This is a genomic window from Lewinella sp. IMCC34183 (genome assembly GCF_003390915.1).
GTDB lineage: Bacteria > Bacteroidota > Bacteroidia > Chitinophagales > Saprospiraceae > Neolewinella.
On record NZ_QMEM01000005.1, the window covers coordinates 247,269 to 262,747 of the forward strand.

The 15,479-nt window shown below is 63.3% G+C and carries 13 protein-coding genes; 2 read left to right on the plus strand and 11 right to left on the minus strand.

What is annotated here, in order from left to right; genetic code table 11:
• Positions 1–56 precede the first annotated feature (56 nt).
• The 3 genes from DQG19_RS12870 to DQG19_RS12880 form a co-directional block, all read right to left on the minus strand.
• Positions 57–1,379, minus strand: coding sequence for a serine hydrolase domain-containing protein (locus tag DQG19_RS12870; protein ID WP_116126669.1), 1,323 nt, complete (start codon positions 1,377–1,379; stop codon positions 57–59).
• A gap of 105 nt (positions 1,380–1,484) precedes the next feature.
• Positions 1,485–1,928: a hypothetical protein gene (locus DQG19_RS12875; protein WP_116126670.1), complete on the minus strand. Its 444-nt coding sequence runs from the start codon at positions 1,926–1,928 to the stop codon at positions 1,485–1,487.
• Between the two features lie 51 nt (positions 1,929–1,979).
• Positions 1,980–2,705: an inorganic pyrophosphatase gene (locus DQG19_RS12880; RefSeq protein ID WP_116126671.1), complete on the minus strand. Its 726-nt coding sequence runs from the start codon at positions 2,703–2,705 to the stop codon at positions 1,980–1,982.
• A 175-nt stretch (positions 2,706–2,880) separates the two neighbouring features.
• Here DQG19_RS12880 and DQG19_RS12885 point away from each other — a divergent pair, with 175 nt between their 5' ends.
• Complete coding sequence (locus DQG19_RS12885) at positions 2,881–3,345, plus strand: hypothetical protein (protein ID WP_157974489.1); 465 nt, start codon at positions 2,881–2,883, stop codon at positions 3,343–3,345.
• 102 nt (positions 3,346–3,447) lie between these two features.
• Here the strand turns inward: DQG19_RS12885 and DQG19_RS12890 are convergent, their stop codons facing one another.
• The 6 genes from DQG19_RS12890 to DQG19_RS12915 all read right to left on the minus strand — a co-directional run bounded on the left by DQG19_RS12890 (position 3,448) and on the right by DQG19_RS12915 (position 9,810).
• A complete protein-coding gene (locus tag DQG19_RS12890; RefSeq protein WP_232826518.1) occupies positions 3,448–3,963 on the minus strand; it encodes a PepSY domain-containing protein in 516 nt (171 codons plus the stop codon).
• Positions 3,956–6,511: a TonB-dependent receptor domain-containing protein gene (locus DQG19_RS12895; protein ID WP_116126674.1), complete on the minus strand. Its 2,556-nt coding sequence runs from the start codon at positions 6,509–6,511 to the stop codon at positions 3,956–3,958. Before DQG19_RS12895 ends, DQG19_RS12890 begins: the two co-directional genes overlap by 8 nt.
• A gap of 178 nt (positions 6,512–6,689) precedes the next feature.
• Positions 6,690–7,487: a DUF3298 and DUF4163 domain-containing protein gene (locus DQG19_RS12900; protein WP_116126675.1), complete on the minus strand. Its 798-nt coding sequence runs from the start codon at positions 7,485–7,487 to the stop codon at positions 6,690–6,692.
• A gap of 56 nt (positions 7,488–7,543) precedes the next feature.
• Positions 7,544–8,335, minus strand: a complete 792-nt coding sequence (locus DQG19_RS12905; RefSeq protein ID WP_116126676.1) for a DUF1206 domain-containing protein — start codon at positions 8,333–8,335, stop codon at positions 7,544–7,546.
• A gap of 64 nt (positions 8,336–8,399) precedes the next feature.
• Positions 8,400–9,242, minus strand: a complete 843-nt coding sequence (locus DQG19_RS12910; protein WP_116126677.1) for a hypothetical protein — start codon at positions 9,240–9,242, stop codon at positions 8,400–8,402.
• Complete coding sequence (locus tag DQG19_RS12915; RefSeq protein WP_116126678.1) at positions 9,226–9,810, minus strand: RNA polymerase sigma factor; 585 nt, start codon at positions 9,808–9,810, stop codon at positions 9,226–9,228. Before DQG19_RS12915 ends, DQG19_RS12910 begins: the two co-directional genes overlap by 17 nt.
• 210 nt (positions 9,811–10,020) lie before the next feature.
• On the opposite strand from DQG19_RS12915, the gene DQG19_RS12920 reads away from it, so the two are divergent.
• Complete coding sequence (locus tag DQG19_RS12920; protein ID WP_116126679.1) at positions 10,021–13,560, plus strand: hypothetical protein; 3,540 nt, start codon at positions 10,021–10,023, stop codon at positions 13,558–13,560.
• Positions 13,561–13,655: 95 nt separating this feature from the next.
• Here the strand turns inward: DQG19_RS12920 and DQG19_RS12925 are convergent, their stop codons facing one another.
• The gene (locus DQG19_RS12925; protein ID WP_116126680.1) at positions 13,656–14,333 is read right to left on the minus strand and encodes a type 1 glutamine amidotransferase domain-containing protein; all 678 of its coding nucleotides are present in this window, start codon (positions 14,331–14,333) and stop codon (positions 13,656–13,658) included.
• Positions 14,334–14,467: 134 nt separating this feature from the next.
• Positions 14,468–15,469 carry an NADP-dependent oxidoreductase gene (locus DQG19_RS12930; protein WP_116126681.1) on the minus strand — a complete coding sequence of 334 codons (1,002 nt, stop codon included), beginning with the start codon at positions 15,467–15,469 and terminating at the stop codon, positions 14,468–14,470.
• Between the last annotated feature and the right edge of the window lie 10 nt (positions 15,470–15,479).

The window sequence follows — 15,479 nt, forward strand, 5'->3', positions numbered from 1 at the left end:
GCCGTCCCACGCGCTTTGACGGATCGCTAACGCAGATGTCATTTTCCCGTTTCGGCCTACTCGGCCACCACCACCGGGCGTACGACGGCCCGCCCGTCTTCCAGTACCGCCCGCAGCCGGTAGAGGCCGGGACGGAGCCCGCTCACCAGCAGCCGCGCCGAGCGCTCCTCTGCGGATTGGCGGAGCAGGCGTCGGCCGTCGGGACCATACAGCTCCACCCAGCGCAGGGGCTGTGGCGCCCGGAGGCGAAGTATGTCGCGCACCGGGTTGGGGGCCACCACGAGCGCCAGGTTCGCCGACTCCCCCGGTCCGGTCCCCGTAGTGACGGTCAGCCGCGCGACGTACCGCCACAGCTCGTCTGCGTAGTCCGCGCCTACGTCGTCGCCCACCTCCGCACCGGCCGGCTCCTGGCCCATACGCACCCACACCAGGCCGTCCCGAGGCGCTACGCTCAGCAGCTGTCCGTTCTTTCCCGCCGCCAGGTAGGCATCCGCCGGGGCGCTCGGCAACAGCGAACCCTGGTACACATCCGGGGAACCGTTCCGCATGTAAGTGCCCTGCCCGTTCAGCCAGGTCAGCAGGCCGTATCCGGAATTCAGCGGTTGGGAGGGGGTCGTCATCGCGGCGTAGTAGTCCGCCGGGATGATGCGCTCGCCGTTCCACTTCCCCTCCCGCAGCAGCAGGAGACCGAAGCGGGCCATGGTCCGGGTAGTGCTGACAAACACCCGGTTTTCCTCCCCGAAGGGCAGGAAGGCGCCGGTTATGCCCGCTGGTCGGAAACGGCTCAGCACGTACTGTGTCGTCGTCCGCCCCGTAGCGGCTTCCAGGACATCGTGGAGCAGCATATAGGGAGCGTTGTGGTACGCCCAGCGGGTACCGGCCTCGCTGCGGTAGCGCAGGCAGTCCGCATCCGTACAGAAAAAGTCATACTCCTCGTCCAGCCCGGTTGTCATCCGCAACTGGTCGAGGACGGTGATGCGGTCTTCCTGCTCGGCGGTGGCGGCGGTCCAGCCGGTGCCCAGGTAGTCCGAAACCGGAGCCGAAAGATCGATGGCCCCCTCCCCCGCCGCGATACCGATAGCCGCGGCCAGCAGCGTTTTGCCGGCACTGGCCCAGTACCAGAGGCTGTCGCGGCCGTGGCCGTTCATGTAGTGCTCCAGGACGATCTCGCCGTCGCGCAGCAGGATGAATGACTTGCTGTGGGTCCGCTCCAGGTAGGCGTACAGGTCCGCCACGGCGGCCGGATCGTAGCCCGCCGCCGCGGGGCTGCGCGTTTTCCACTCCCCGTTCCCGGCCGGGGGCACGTAGGGCTGCTGCGCCGCTGCGGGGAGGGCCACGAAAGAAAGAAGGAGCGCGAGCGCGCAACCAGGATAGGACATGAAGGGCAACGGGTTACCCCAGGTCAACGTAGCACGGGCACTCGCTTAGTATGGAAGCCCGCAGCACCGACCGCTTTTTAAGGAGCCCGGCACCCGCGTCCGCGCCTACTCGATGTACAGGGTTGTATCCGCGCCCGTGCCGTACAGGGTCAGGTTGGTGGGCAGCAGGTCCTGGGTCAGGTAGTCCGACAGGTCGAAGGCATAGGTAACCGTAAAGTAGGCTTCGCAACTCGCGGCACCGTCCGGTACTCCGTCGTTAAAAACGAGCCCGGCAAGGGTTGACGGGGGGAGGCTTCTCCCGGCGAAACCGTCGGTGTAGATGTCCATCGACCAGCCGTCCGACGAGCAACCGGACGCGCCGACCTTCACCGAAAGGCAGGTACCGGAGGCTGCTACGTCAAGCAGGTGAAAGTCGTCCCCGTCGGGAAATTCCTCCCGATCCTGCAGAAAGACGATATCCGGCCCGCAGTCTCGGTCGGCCCGCAGGTTATCCTTTTCACAGGCGGCAAGCAGCCACAGACACAGGGTAAACGGCAGGAATCGTTTCATACCAAGCAGACGCGATTCGTTCGTCCGGCCGTTGGCGGCCCGGGCAAGATTCTATAGGCTGTCCAGAATCCCGCGCTGCCGCTGGCCGAAGTTGAGGGCCTCCATGAGGGTGGCGCTCATCACCTCCTCCAGGTTACCGTAGGCCGTGGCGTAGTCTTCCTGGCTGCGGCGGACCACCTCCTGGGCTTCCTTGCGGTCGTAGGTATGCGTGATCTCGCACTTGGGGTCCGTGCCGGGCAGCTGCTTGTAGGTTAGGAAGTAGTGACGCAGCCGGTTCAGGATGGGCTCGGGGATGTCGTGGATGTCCTGCCAGCTGCCGTACACCTCGTCGTTGTCGAGAACGGCGATAATCTTATCGTCGGCCTCACCGCCGTCGAGCATCCGGAAGCCGCCGATGGGCTTGGCCTTCACGATGATGTTGCCGTGGGTAACTTCGCGCTCGGTAAGTACGCAGACGTCCAGGGGGTCGTCGTCGCCTTTGATGTCGGTCCGGCAGGTCTGGTCCATACAATACTGGGCGACCCGGTCCTTGCAGTAGGTCTGAGGGATGAAGCCGTACATCGCCGGCACGATGTTGGAGAATTTCTGCGGCCGGTCGATGATGAGGTAGCCGGATTTCTTGTCCACCTCGTACTTCACCGTATCCGAAGGAATCACTTCGATGAAGGCGCTCACTACCTCGGGGGCACGGCTGCCGATCTCGATGCCGTGCCAGGGGTGGCTTTTGTACCGGAGACCGATTAGTTTCCAGAGCTTGTCGTAGGCTTCGTTGGCCATAGGATTGGTCGTTGTGGTTGGTTGCCGCAAAGGTACTTCCTTACGGGCGGGGGGCCGCGGGTGCGGGGTCTTTTCCCGGGCGATGAGTCAATTACGGTCAATAAACCGTTAATATCCGCGGATTGCTTAACCTTGGTTAGCAAGCGCTTGTCACCTTAACGACCGTTTCCCAGCCATGCGTATACTTATCCTGTACTGTCTTTTCCCCCTGATGGGTCTTTCCGCCCAGACCGACAGTCTGCTGCGCGCGGTCCACTGGGCCGAGGACAGTACGGCGCATCGCCTGCTCCTTACGCCCGATGGCACCTTCCAGCTCGACTACGGGCCCGCCGCCGGCCAGGGGCGCTACCTGCTGGGCCGCTATGCCCTGGACGGGGACAACCAGGAGATCACGCTGTCCGTCGACTACTTCCTTGGCAAGCGCCGTATCCCGGGCAGGTACCGCCGCGGGCAGGACTTTTACCTCGTCTACGTTCTCCAGACCCTCACGCCTGAACGGCTGGTCCTCCGCGACGTCCTCACCGGCGAGGTACGCTCCTTCACGGCACAACCGCTGGACCCCGAAGACGATCCGGCCCGCCGTCGCGTCGATCCGCCCGTGGACGTCCGGATCAAGCTTCCCCCGGGCTGGGGCGGCTGAGGGCCGGCCGCCGGCCACGAAAAAGGGAGAGCCGCTGGCCCTCCCTGGATAACTGAATCAGTGAACAAAACATGGTTGTGATGGGCCGGTACGGGTGTCCGGCTAAACAAACAGCATCACCAGGGTAAGGACGATACCGCCCAGGGTGAAGTAGAGGCCCTTCCGCAGGATCGGTCCGCCGGGCAGGTACATCCAGAAGGCGGAAACGACGAAGAACAGCAGGGAGATTCCAAAGAACATATTCAGAAAATATAGCGGGTCGTTGGTTGTCGCTTTGTGCAGGTGAGTCATCCGGTCGAGTACGAAGGGCAGTGACTTCTTCACGTAGTGTGCTTCGCCGGTGGCGGTGTTGTAGCTGCCGTCGGCGAAGTACACCAGGTCCCCTTCGGTACGCTCGACGCGGAAGTCACGCAGCCGCAGCGTCCGGCCGATGTCATCCCCCTCCAGGCCCGGGCCTACCGTCTGTACGACGGGTTTCCCGACCTTCAGGTAATCCGTATTCCGGAAGATCATCACGATGCCGCTAATGGCGTATAGGGCCATAATACCGGCCAGAAAAAACCCCAGGTAGCGATGAATAACACGTACCTGGCGGGCGCTGGAACTCGGTTTACTCATTATTCTTTTTGTTTTTGGTGGCCTTGGCCGGTTTGGCGGGCGTAGCGGAGCGGCGGGCGGCCCGGCGGCTGGAGCCGCTCGGCGTGGTCGCGTCAGCACCGCCGCCGCCATCGTCACCGCCGCCCATGAGGTCGTCGTTGCTGACGCCGCGCGTCTTGCGGCGGGCCCGGTCGGCTTCCAGCTCGCCAAATTTATAGCTGAACGTAAGCTTTACGTTGCGGTTGATGAGCAGGTCTTCGCGGTACTGGGTGAAGGTCGGCGTTTCAAGGCCCGACTTTAGCGTCCAGCCCCGCCCGGCGAAGTTCTCGGCGGAGAGGCCGATCGTTCCGCGGCCCTCGTTGAATTCCTTGCTGAAGCCCACGGCGTACATACCGAAGCCACCCCGGTAGCCCTGCAGCTGTACGCGACGGCCGCGCATGAAGGTAAAGGCCTGGGCGCTCCAGCCGTTATCCATCTTCAGTTGGCTCATCAGGCGTCCGCCATAGTTGATGCCGGAGTTGGTCGCGGTGACCGACAGGCCGTCGAGGCCGGTGACCTGTCCCTCCAGGCGGGCGTAGTCGAGGTCCACGCCCCCGTTGACGGTCCACCGGTTGGTCAGGTACAGGTTCAGGAAGAGGTTGACGCCCACGGCCTGCTCGCGGCCGATGTTTTCGTAGGTGGTCAGCAGCACGCCGTCGAGCGAATCGATGGGGGTGCGGATCTCGTTGATGGCGTTGGCGGTGTTACGGCCGAAGACGGAGAGGTTGAGGTAGGTCTTGCCTAACATGTTGCTGTAGCCGACTTCGTAGTTGTCGGTCAGTTCGGGGCGCAACAGGGGGTTACCTACCTCGATGTTTTGGGTGTTTTGCAGGTTTACGTTAGGGTTCAGTTGCTGCAGCCAGGGCCGCTGAATGCGGCGGCTGTAGGCGGCCTTCACGGTGCTGCTCTCCCCCACCCGCTTGGAGAGGTTGAGGCTTGGCACGAAGTTGTTGTAGTCGGGGATGTCGATGCGCTCGTTGTTCTGGGTAGCGTCGATCATCGTTTGCTCGTAGCGCAGACCGGCCTTGACGGTCACGTCGCCGGGCAGCAACAGGGTGTAGGCACCGTAGGCGGCGGCGATGTCCTGTGCGTAGTTCAGCGAACCGGCGGGGTTGAGGCCGTCGGCCGTGAAGGCGTCGGTACCTTCGGCACTGAGGTAGCGGAAGTCGCTGTTCACGTTGCGGAGGATGCCCTTGGCGCCCACTTCGAAGATCTGGTTCTCACCGATGGGGTGAATGTAGTCCGTCTGCAGGGTGATCTCCTGGTTGTTGTTGTCGTTCAGGTTCTGGAGGCGGCGCTGGACGACCTCTTCCCCGTCGAGGTTGGCGGAGATGAAGTTGCTGTTCTGGTCGGTGGTGCTATAGAGGGTGGAGATGCTCAGTTCCCGGCCCGGCCGGATCACGTAGAGGTAATCGAGGTTGACGTCGATGCTGTTGCCCGTCCGCTCGCTCTCGATGTCCCGCAGGAAGGTCGACAGCAGGGCCTCTTCCCCATATACGCTGGTGGTCTGCCGCTCGTCGCGACCGAAGTTGCGGACACCGAAGCGGACGCCGCCGGAGAGGAACTGCTTATCGGTAAGGTCGTAATCCAGGCCCAGGCTGTAGCGGCCGAAAATGCCGTTGTCCGAAGCCTCACCGGATTGCTCGCTCCGGCTGTCCACGAACTGCTGCAGCAATGAGGTCTCTGCCTTGTTGTAAAACGCCCGGCCGAAGCCGCCGAGGGTAAGGCCGAATTTTCCCTTGCGGTAACTGCCGTTCAGGCCCAGGTTGGAGCCGCGCAGGCCTACGCCCGTATCGACGTTGAGAAAGTAGCCGGCCAGGCTGTTCTTCTTGGTGATGATGTTGATGATGCCGCCCGATCCTTCGGCGTCGTACTTGGCCGAGGGGCTGGTGATGACCTCCACGCTCTTGATCTGGTCGGCGGGGATCATCTTCATGGCGTCGGCCACGGTACTGGCGATGATCGTCGAGGGCTTGTTGTTGATCAGGACGCGGATGTTACCGTTTCCGCGCAGGCTTACGTTTCCGTCCAGGTCGACCTGCAGCAGGGGTACGCGCCGCAGTACGTCACTGGCATCGCCGCCCCGGCTAAGCTGGTCCTGCTCGGCGTTGTACACCAGGCGGTCCACTTTTTCCTCGATGAGCGCGCGCTGACCGGTGACGGTGACTTCCTCGAGCAGTTCCGCGGAGGCGCCCAGGTTCACGGTGCCCATGTCCGTAGGCCGGCCCCCGGCCACGACGACGTCGGAAACCGACAGCTTCTCGTAGCCGATAAAGCTTACTTCAACACGGTAGGTGCCGTCGGCAACGTCGGTGACCTTGTAGGTGCCGTCGTCTTCGCTCACGGTTCCGTTCACGAGTTCCTCGGCGGTGGTGTACAGGCTTATGGTGGCGTAGCCTACGGGCGTGTTCGTCGCGGCGTCCATGACGGTACCGCTGATGGAGCCGGCCACACCATCCGTCAACGGAGCGGCGGCCGCGGCCAGGGAGAAGAACAGGGAGAGAAGTAAAAGTGTGGTCTGGCGGAACATGGGGGGTTATCGGAAGATTAGGACCGCAAATGAAGGGCCGGCCGGCGAGCCGTGGGGGGGTGTTCTACGATCCCGCCCTTTTGCTCGACGGTTCCCGCGTCGCGCCGGCCTGTCCCCCCGTATTCATCGACGATCCGGTAGTGCCGCCGACGGGCCCACCGAACCAGGGTAATGCTTCTCAGGGGATCAGCGCGAGTGCCTCCTCCGTCAGCCAGGGCCGCAGGCTGTCGTAGGGTACGTCAAGGGCAATGTTACCGGACGCGTAGGGGCCAATGGCGTAGGGGTCGTAGAGGAAGCGCATGCCACCGGGCAGGGGGGCCAGGTTGGAGGTGACGGGCACGGTATCTACGTAGACGCGCTCCGGCATTTCCCGGTGGGCCAGACGGGTGAGCAGGTCACTCAGGGGGGCATCGGCACCGGGACGGAACAGGTCGTCGTATGTCAGTTGGCGGGCGGGGTTCACCCGGAACGGGAGCAGATCGGTGCGGGTCATCCCGTGCGCTCCGCCGGTGTAAACGTAGACGAGGTGGGACAGCACCAGCAGCCGGTCGTTGCGGTAGACCTCCTCGACCCGGTGTATTTCCTCCTGGGTGTAGGGGACCTCGGATTCCTCCAGCAACCCTTCGTCGACCGGCTGGTTACGGTAATCGGCGAACGCCGTAGCGAGGTGGCGGATCAGGGCAGTATCGAAGGGTACAATGGGGCCGGGCTGGTACCCCAGGATTTTCTCGTCCACTACCGTGTTGACGGTATCCCGCAGGGCGGCCGGACCGTCTATTGCACGTAACGTTTGCAACTCGAAGGTAAAGTAGGGTCCACCGGAGCGCAGCGCGGTAGAATCGGCGTAGGTATAGTCCGTCAACCGCAGGGGGGGTGCGGGTTCTTCCGATACGGCGGCAGTGGATTCCTCGGGCTCGGAATCGGCTCCGCAGGAGGCGAGCGACAGGCATAAAAGGACGTACAGGAAGATGCGCATGGGCAGAGAGTAGCTTTGACGCGCAAAGGTACGTGTTAGGACCCCGCAGCAAGGGCTCAACTCAGCTTCCGGTAGCGTGCCTTCACCAGTACGAAAGCACCGTAGGCGAAGAGGCCCAGGGCCACCACGGCGAGAAATACGCTGCCGGCTCCCTGACTGATCAGCTGCAGAATACCCCCGGTACCCTTGTACTGGCTGGCATCCTGGGCCAGGGTAGCCTGCACCAGATAGTAGGCGGTAATGAGGTAGATCACGGCACGGCTCCCGTAGCCCAGGCGCCCCATCCAGCGGTAGCTTTCCCGCTCCTCGGGGCGCATCCGGTCGGTGTGCAGGTCGTTCATGAAGCTTTCGTCGCGGGCGCGCTCGTACTGCCGGAAGGCGATATACAGGGCAGCCAGGGCCAGAAACCCCACGGCGACCCGGCCCAGGGGCTGCTGCATCAATTGCACCAGAAGCGCCTGCTTGTCGCCCTCGGTCTGTCCGCCGGTGACCAGGGTAAGGGTGTAGACCCCGAGCAAGCCGTAGAGCGTACCGCTGATGGCGTAATGCCCGCGGTGCATGACCCCCTCCCGGTCGGTGCCCTCATCTCCCTCGTCGGTCACCGCCTTGAACCACCGCCAGGCGCAATAGGCGAACAGCCCCAGGGCGAGTACGACCAGGATCACTTTTCCGAAGGGTTCGTCGCGCAGGTAGGTCATGATACGCTGTGGCCCCTCCGGCCCGCCACTGGCCTGCCCGACGACGGTAGCCAGCGCCAGGCCGCCGACCATGAGGTAGACGATCCCCTTGGCCAGGTGCCCCCACAGGTAGAGGTGGTGGCGCCAGTCAGTAGTCGCGAGCTTGGTCATGGAGGTCGGGGTTTGCCTAACAGTACGGTTACGGCCCCCGTCGGTTCACTCTGCCCGGAGCAGCCTATAATCCGCGCATACGACTCAGGAGCCCGGCGGCTTTCTCGTAGATCGGCGGATCGTCGGGCGTTATGGCTTCCAGGTAGGCACGGGCCGCCGCCGTATCGCTAGTCTGTAGTTCGGCCAGGGCGAGGTAGTAGCGCACGGTATTCGCGTACTCGGGAAAATCTCCGGAGGCGAGCACTTCGGTAAGTACGGTCCGGGCTTCCGCGGGCCGGTCGGCCCCCACGGCGGAGACTCCGGCGTAGATGAGGTTGACCGGCTCCAGTATTTCGTTCCGGACGCCTTCCAGCAGCAGGGGGTAGGCCCGATCGTACTGGCGTGCGTCGTAGGCCTCGACACCTTCCTGGGCGCGATCGGACGGACTGAGTTTCATGCCGTCGCGGCCGAGAAACTCGAAGTACTCCCCGGCCAGGCGGGCGCCGGGGTCGGGTTGCTCGAGCAGGTAGCCGACGGCGAGGAAAATGACCGCGGCGGCCGCCGCGGCGATCCACCAGCGGCTGAGCACCCGCCGCGGGGCCCGGCGGCTGCGGCCCAGGCCGGGACCCGGGGCGGGGGCGGCGGGGGTCACCGGTACCGGAACCGGCTCGCCGGCATCTACCGGGGGCAGACCGCTTTCCAGGCGGTGGAAATGCCCGCGCATGCGCTCCCGTTCGGTAAGGGCCGCAGCGTCGGGCCGTACGCCGTGGCGGAGTATGGCTTCGTAGTCGGCAGCAAGGGAGGCAAGGGCGTGGTCTTGGTTCAGTTGGTGGCGAAGGGAGTCGGCGTCGGCGGGGGAAAGATCGCCCGCATAATACGCATCGATCTTTTCCTGTACGTCTTCCGGCAAATCAGCGTCCGCGTTCATCTTTTTCGGTTTTGCGGGTCAGCCCGTATGACGCACGTAGTCGGCGCATACACTTGGACTTATTGGTTTTGGCCGAGGCCGCGTTCTTGTACCCCAGCAGCTCGGCACAGGTGGTCCAGTCGAGCTGCAGAAAGTAGAAGTGGGTCAGCAATTGCCGACAGCGTGGCCCCAAGGCACGGATTTTTTGGTGTATTTCCTGTCTGATCAATTCGGCGTCGTCGTCGGACGCCGGTGTTACGAGGGACTCCGGTAATTCTACGGGGTCCCGGTAAATTTCCCGGTTACGGCGGCGCAGCTTGCGGTACAAATTGCGCGCGATCGCATTCAAATAAGTATCCAGTCGGGAAGTAAGTTCGACGAGCCGGTCGGCACGGGCGTTTTCCCACAGGATGATCAGCGCTTCCGTGAACAGCTCCGCCGCCAGCTCCTGGCGGTTGGGATAGTCAGGGGAGATGACCCTTCCGATGAGGTACCGCAAACAGGGTTCGCGGTACTTCAGGTATACCGGTTCTAACCCTGCAGCGTCTTCTGCCGTCCGGAGAGCGGCAAGTAAGTCCTCATCGGACATTGTATAGGTGTTGATCAAGTGTGGCGAGTAAAAGTAACCCTACCAAGATAAATAAATTTGTGGGGAGCAACACCTACTCCAGCCAATTATCTGCGCACCCGCGCACCCGCCCCCGCCTCCGAACTGATCGTGCTCCGCGCCGGTTATATGACGTGGCGCACGTACCGCCCTGCCCCGGCGGTTCGTTGCGGTCAGGGGTAAGCCCAGCTTATGGTAGGAAAAGTGATTCGGTGGAGCTTGGTGGTGGTCATGACCCTGGTGCTGCTCCTCGTTGGGGCGCTGGCGCTGCTTCACCAGTATCTGCAGTCGAACGAGGAAAAACTGGTGCGCGAATACGCCTACCCCGCCGGACTGGACATCGTCTTCCGCGAGGTGGATATCACGGCCTGGTCCACCTTCCCCCGCATCAGCCTCTCCGTCGACAGCCTGGTCATCCGCGACTCCCTGCGCACCACCGACGAGCCCGCCCTGCTCGCTACCGACAACTTGCACGCCGAGTTCTCCCTGACCTCCCTGTTTGGAGACACCATCAGCCTGCGCGCGATCACCCTTACGGGCGGCAACATCTTCCTGGACGCCGACTCCACCGGCACCTACAACGTCGGATCGCTGCTGGGCGGACCGGAAGAGGAACCCGCCGACACGACCGCGCAATCGCCGAAAGAGATTAGCTGGGACGGGGTGCGCGTCAACCTGCTCGGCGTGGACTTCGCCTTCCGCAACCCCACCAAGCGCAAGCGCATCGAGGCCTACCTGGACACCCTGCAGGCCGTGGCCACCCGCTCCGACTCCAACACCGTCGAGCTGACCGCCCTGCTGCGGACCCACTTCGGGCAGCTGGGGCTCAACACCGACAAGGGGGCCTACCTCACCGACGTGCCCCTGAGCGGCACCCTCTCGGCCAGTTTCGGGGCGGAAACGATCACGGTGCCCCCCGCCCGCCTCCATATCGGTACGCAGTGGTTCGATGCCTCGGCCGTGATCGACCGCGACGTGACCGCCCTCAGCCGCATCGAGGTGGCCGCCGATACCGCCGCCTACGCCGTCACCCAACAACTGCTGCCCGCGGACCTGCGGGCCAAACTGGACGACTTCTACGTGAGCGGGCAGTTTCCCGCCCGGGCCATCATCCTCACCCCGCTGAAGCGGGGCGGCGACCCGGAGGTCACGATCGATTTCCGCCTGACGGGGCAGGACGTCCGCGTAAAGGAATATGGCTTTACCGACGTACATACGCGCGGGAGGATCGTCAACCGGCTGGAACCGTGGGAAGGCGGCATCCCCGGCAGCAAAAAGAACATGCGGGTCACGCTCGATTCCACGAGTACCTACTACCTCGGTGCCCGCATCGAAGCCCCCCGGGCCACGGTGGCGGTCTTCGGCCGCGATGCCCGCCTACGGGCTCCCCTGACCATTTCCGGTCCGTCATCCGCGGTGAGCGATTACCTCGAGAACCGCGACTTTTTCTTCGATCGCGGGACCTTCGTCCTGCAAACCGAGATCGACGCTTCCCTGCTCTCGTTCGAGGAGATCGCTACCACCAGCGACGGAACGATGACCTTCGAAGACCTGGAAGTCGTCTACCAGCCCGCGAATGTCCGTTTCCCTTTCCGGAACATCCGGGTGACCAAGGACCGGCAGGACGTCGACTTCCGCATCCAGAGCTTTCCACTCAGCACCGGGGTATCCTTCGAGCTGCGGGGACAGATCGATAACCTCAAGCCCCTCCTGGTAGACGCCCCGGGCGAGACCATCCACTCCGACGTAACGCTGCTGTCGCCGCGGATCGACTGGAGCGACTTTCTCGGTTTCTTCGGTGAGGACGGCTACTTCGCGCCGGACGAGACCGATTCCACCACCGCGGCAGTACTTACCGCGGCGGAGGTCGGCGAGCAGACCCGCGCCATGAAGTCGGCCATGCTCGGTGTCCGGTCGACCTTCCACCCCGACATCAGCGTTCACTTCGATACGGTCGCCTACTACGACGTACTGACCGTCACCGACTTCGCGACCGGCCTCAACTTTGCCGGCGACACCCTCGTCCTGCAGGAAACGACCTTCAACTGGGCCGGCAGTGACCTGTTGCTCGGGGCGCAACTCGATCTGGGTATCACCGGACGGACCCCCTTTCACCTCATGGTGGAGGGCGAGCACATCGACCTGAACGCCCTGCGCTCCTCGCTCGATTACTTTGGCGTACAGATCCCGGAGGGGATCGACGAGCTGCCCAGCGACCTCAGCATCGACTTCAACCACACCGGCCGCATTGCCGACAGCCTGGGCATCGAGCCGGGATACAATGCGGGGCGCCTGGTCTTCAACGACGGTTACGATGACCTCTTCGACGGGTTGCTGCAGTATGAGCCCGGTCCCAATGGCCTGTCTACCGACCTCCACCTGGCCGGCGACCCCCAGCTGGTCAATTACCTCTTCCGTTCCACCAACTTCTTCTTCGGATCGGGTACCTTCGCGATCGACCTCTGCGTAGAGGGCAATCCGGTCGACGTGCAGGAGCTGCTGAACAACGGCGAACTGCACCTGCGGATCGACAGCAGCCGCGTAGACTACCGTCCCGGTCAGGTATTCGTGCCGGTGCAGGCCTTCGAGGTCAACGTCAAGGACGGCAGCGCCGACTACCAGATGCACCTGCTGACCGAGCTCGGCCAGCGCTCGGTACGGTTCGACGGCGAGCTCGATCACTTCGCCGCCTTCCTCTACCCCGAAAACGGGGAAACCTTCACGATGCGCGCCGCGGCCACGGCCCCGATCCTACGCTGGTCCGACCTGCGCGGCTTCGTACAACTCAATACCGGCAACGAGCCGGACACCACCGACCAGGGCTTTGACCCCCAGACGCTGCTCTCGGCGACGACCGGGGTCTTCGAGTCGTTCCGCCCGGACGTGAGCCTGCGCATCGATACTTTCTGGGCGGGCAATCGCACCCCGCTGATCGATCTTCATTCCGGCTTCCGCCTGCGCGACTCCACCATGCTGCTGCTGGAAAAGTCGGGCTTTACGCTCGACGGCGGCGACGTGGAATTCGAAGCCAGCTACGCCCTCGACACCACCGTTATTTCTCCCTTCACCGCCAACTGGCGGACGGACACCCTGGCGCTGGAGGACGTGCTGGAGGAGCTTCGCTTCCTGGACGTGCCCATCCCGGAAAACGTCGGAGTACTGCGGGGACAACTCACCATGTCCGGCACCCTGGAGGGATTGCTCAACGAGGCCACCGGCATGCCCCTCATGGACAGCACCCACGGGCGGGTCACCTACCGGCTTTCCGACGCCGAGCTCACGGACTGGCCCATGCTGGCTCGGCTCGGCAAAAAGACCCGCATGCAAAAACGCTTCGAGCGACTGCACTTCGCGCCCCTGGAGGGTATCGTGCTCCTCGACAGCGGCCGGGTGGTGGTGCCGCGCACGGAGATTCAGTCTACGGCCCTGCAGCTCTTTATCGAGGGCAACTTCACTCCGGAGAACGGCGCGAATATGCTAATCTCCATTCCCCTGCGCAACATCGGTCGCGGCGTCCTGGAACGCGCGCCGGATCCCACCGGTTACGCCCTGGCGGGCTGGAAAGTATACCTGGTGCAGGAGACCGGCAAGGACGGCGAAACGAAGACCAAGTTCCGGCTGGGCCGCCGCCGCTACTTCAAGGAACGTGGTCGGCTGGAGGAGTGGCGGCAGCGGCGGGAGGCCTACCGGGAAGAGCGGCGGAAGGCCCGGCGGGAGCGGCGGAGAAACTGAGTGTTACTCCCTGATTTCCGTAGCAACCCTGGCCTAACGCAAAAAGCCCGTACCCCAATGCAGGAATACGGGCTTCATAAGTCAGTACCTACGCGTTACCGGAGCGCAGCATAGAGCGTCTCGGCCACCTTGGCCGAGCTGGCCGGATTCTGACCCGTGATCAGGTTTCCGTCTTCGATCACGTGGACGTTCCAGTCGTCCGCCTTGGAGTAGATACCGCCGTTTTGCTTTAGCATATCCTCCACCAGGAAGGGTACCACCTCGGTCAGTTGGACGGCCGCCTCCTCGCTGTTGGTGAAACCGGTGACCCGCTTGCCCTTGACGAGGGGATCGCCCGCGGCGTTCCTGACGTTCTTCAGGGCGGCCGGTGCGTGGCACACGAAGGCGATCGGCTTATTCTGCTGGTCGAACGCTTCGATGAGGGCAATGGACGTCTTGTCCTCCGCGAGGTCCCACAGGGGGCCGTGGCCGCCCGGGTAGAAGACGGCGTCGAAGTCGCCGGCGGATACTTCGCTCAGCTTCTTGGTGGTACGGATCACCTCCTGGGCGTTTTCGTCCCGCTTGAAGCGCTTGGTATCCTCGGTCTGGGCATCCTCCGTGTCGCTGCTGGGGTCGATCGGTGCCCGTCCGCCCTGGGGGGTGGCCACGGTGATCTCGGCGCCCTTGTCGAGCAGGGAGTAATAGGGAGCGGCGAACTCCTCGATCCAGAAGCCGGTCTGTTTGCCGGTGTCTCCCAGCTTGTCGTGGGAGGTAAGTACGAATAGGACTTTCATAAGCTTAGATTGATTATTTAGTGATTGATGGTCGGGAATGGCTCAGCAGCCCATTGTACCGACTGCCCGGGCGGTGCGGATGAATTCCGAACGGTTGGTGTCGATCCCGACTTGGTGGAAGAAGGCCGCCGTCCTCAGATCCTGACGACCATCTTGCCCTTATTCTTTCCGTCGAAGAGGTCAAGGAAGGCCTGGGGGATATTGTCAAATCCTTCGCGCACCGTCTCGGTGTGCGTCAGCTTGTCCTGCCGCAGCCATTCGGCCAGCTGCCGGACGCCGGCGGGGAACTTGTCCGCGAAATCCGAAACGATGAAGCCCTGCATCAGCGCGCTGTTCTTCACCAGGAAGGGCTGTACGCTCACGCCGCGCGGCAGTTCGGTGTCGTTGTAGACGGAGATCGCGCCGCAGTTGATCGTGCGGCTGAATTTGTTGATGTTGAAGAGGACCGCGTCGGAGATCGGTCCCCCGACATTGTCGAAGTAGATGTCGACGCCGTCCGGGCAGGCCGCGGCGATCGCCTTGCGCATGTTCTCCGTGGTGTTGTAGTTGATGCCCGCGTCGAAGCCGAATTCCGACTTGAGCATCTCCACCTTCTCGTCGGTACCGGCGATGCCGACTACCCGCAGCCCGAGGATCTTGCCGATCTGCCCGACCACGCTGCCCACCGCGCCGGCCGCTCCGGATACGACGAGGGTTTCTCCTGCTTTAGGCTTGCCGATCTCCGTCAGTCCCAGGTAGGCGGTGAGGCCGGTCATCCCCAGCACGCCTAAGTAGGCGGAGAGGGGAGCCTGCTCCGGATCCACCCGCTGCAGCCCCTCGGCCCTGGCCACCTGCGTTTCCTTCCACTGCAGGGAGCCGGAGACGTGATCGCCCTTTTTGAATTTGTCACTCTTCGATTCCACCACTTCGGCAATCGCGCCGGAGATGATCGGCTGGCCAACCTGAAAGGGCGGTACGTAGGATTTGGCATCGCTCATGCGGCCGCGCAAATAGGGATCTACCGATACGTAGGTAGCGCGGAGCAGAACCTGCCCGTCCTGCAGCGAACCGACATCCGATGTGGTCAGGTCGAAATTATCGAGTGTCGGCGTGCCGGTGGGGCGGCTTGCCAGGTTGATGGTTTTGGTAGTACTCATGGTATAATGG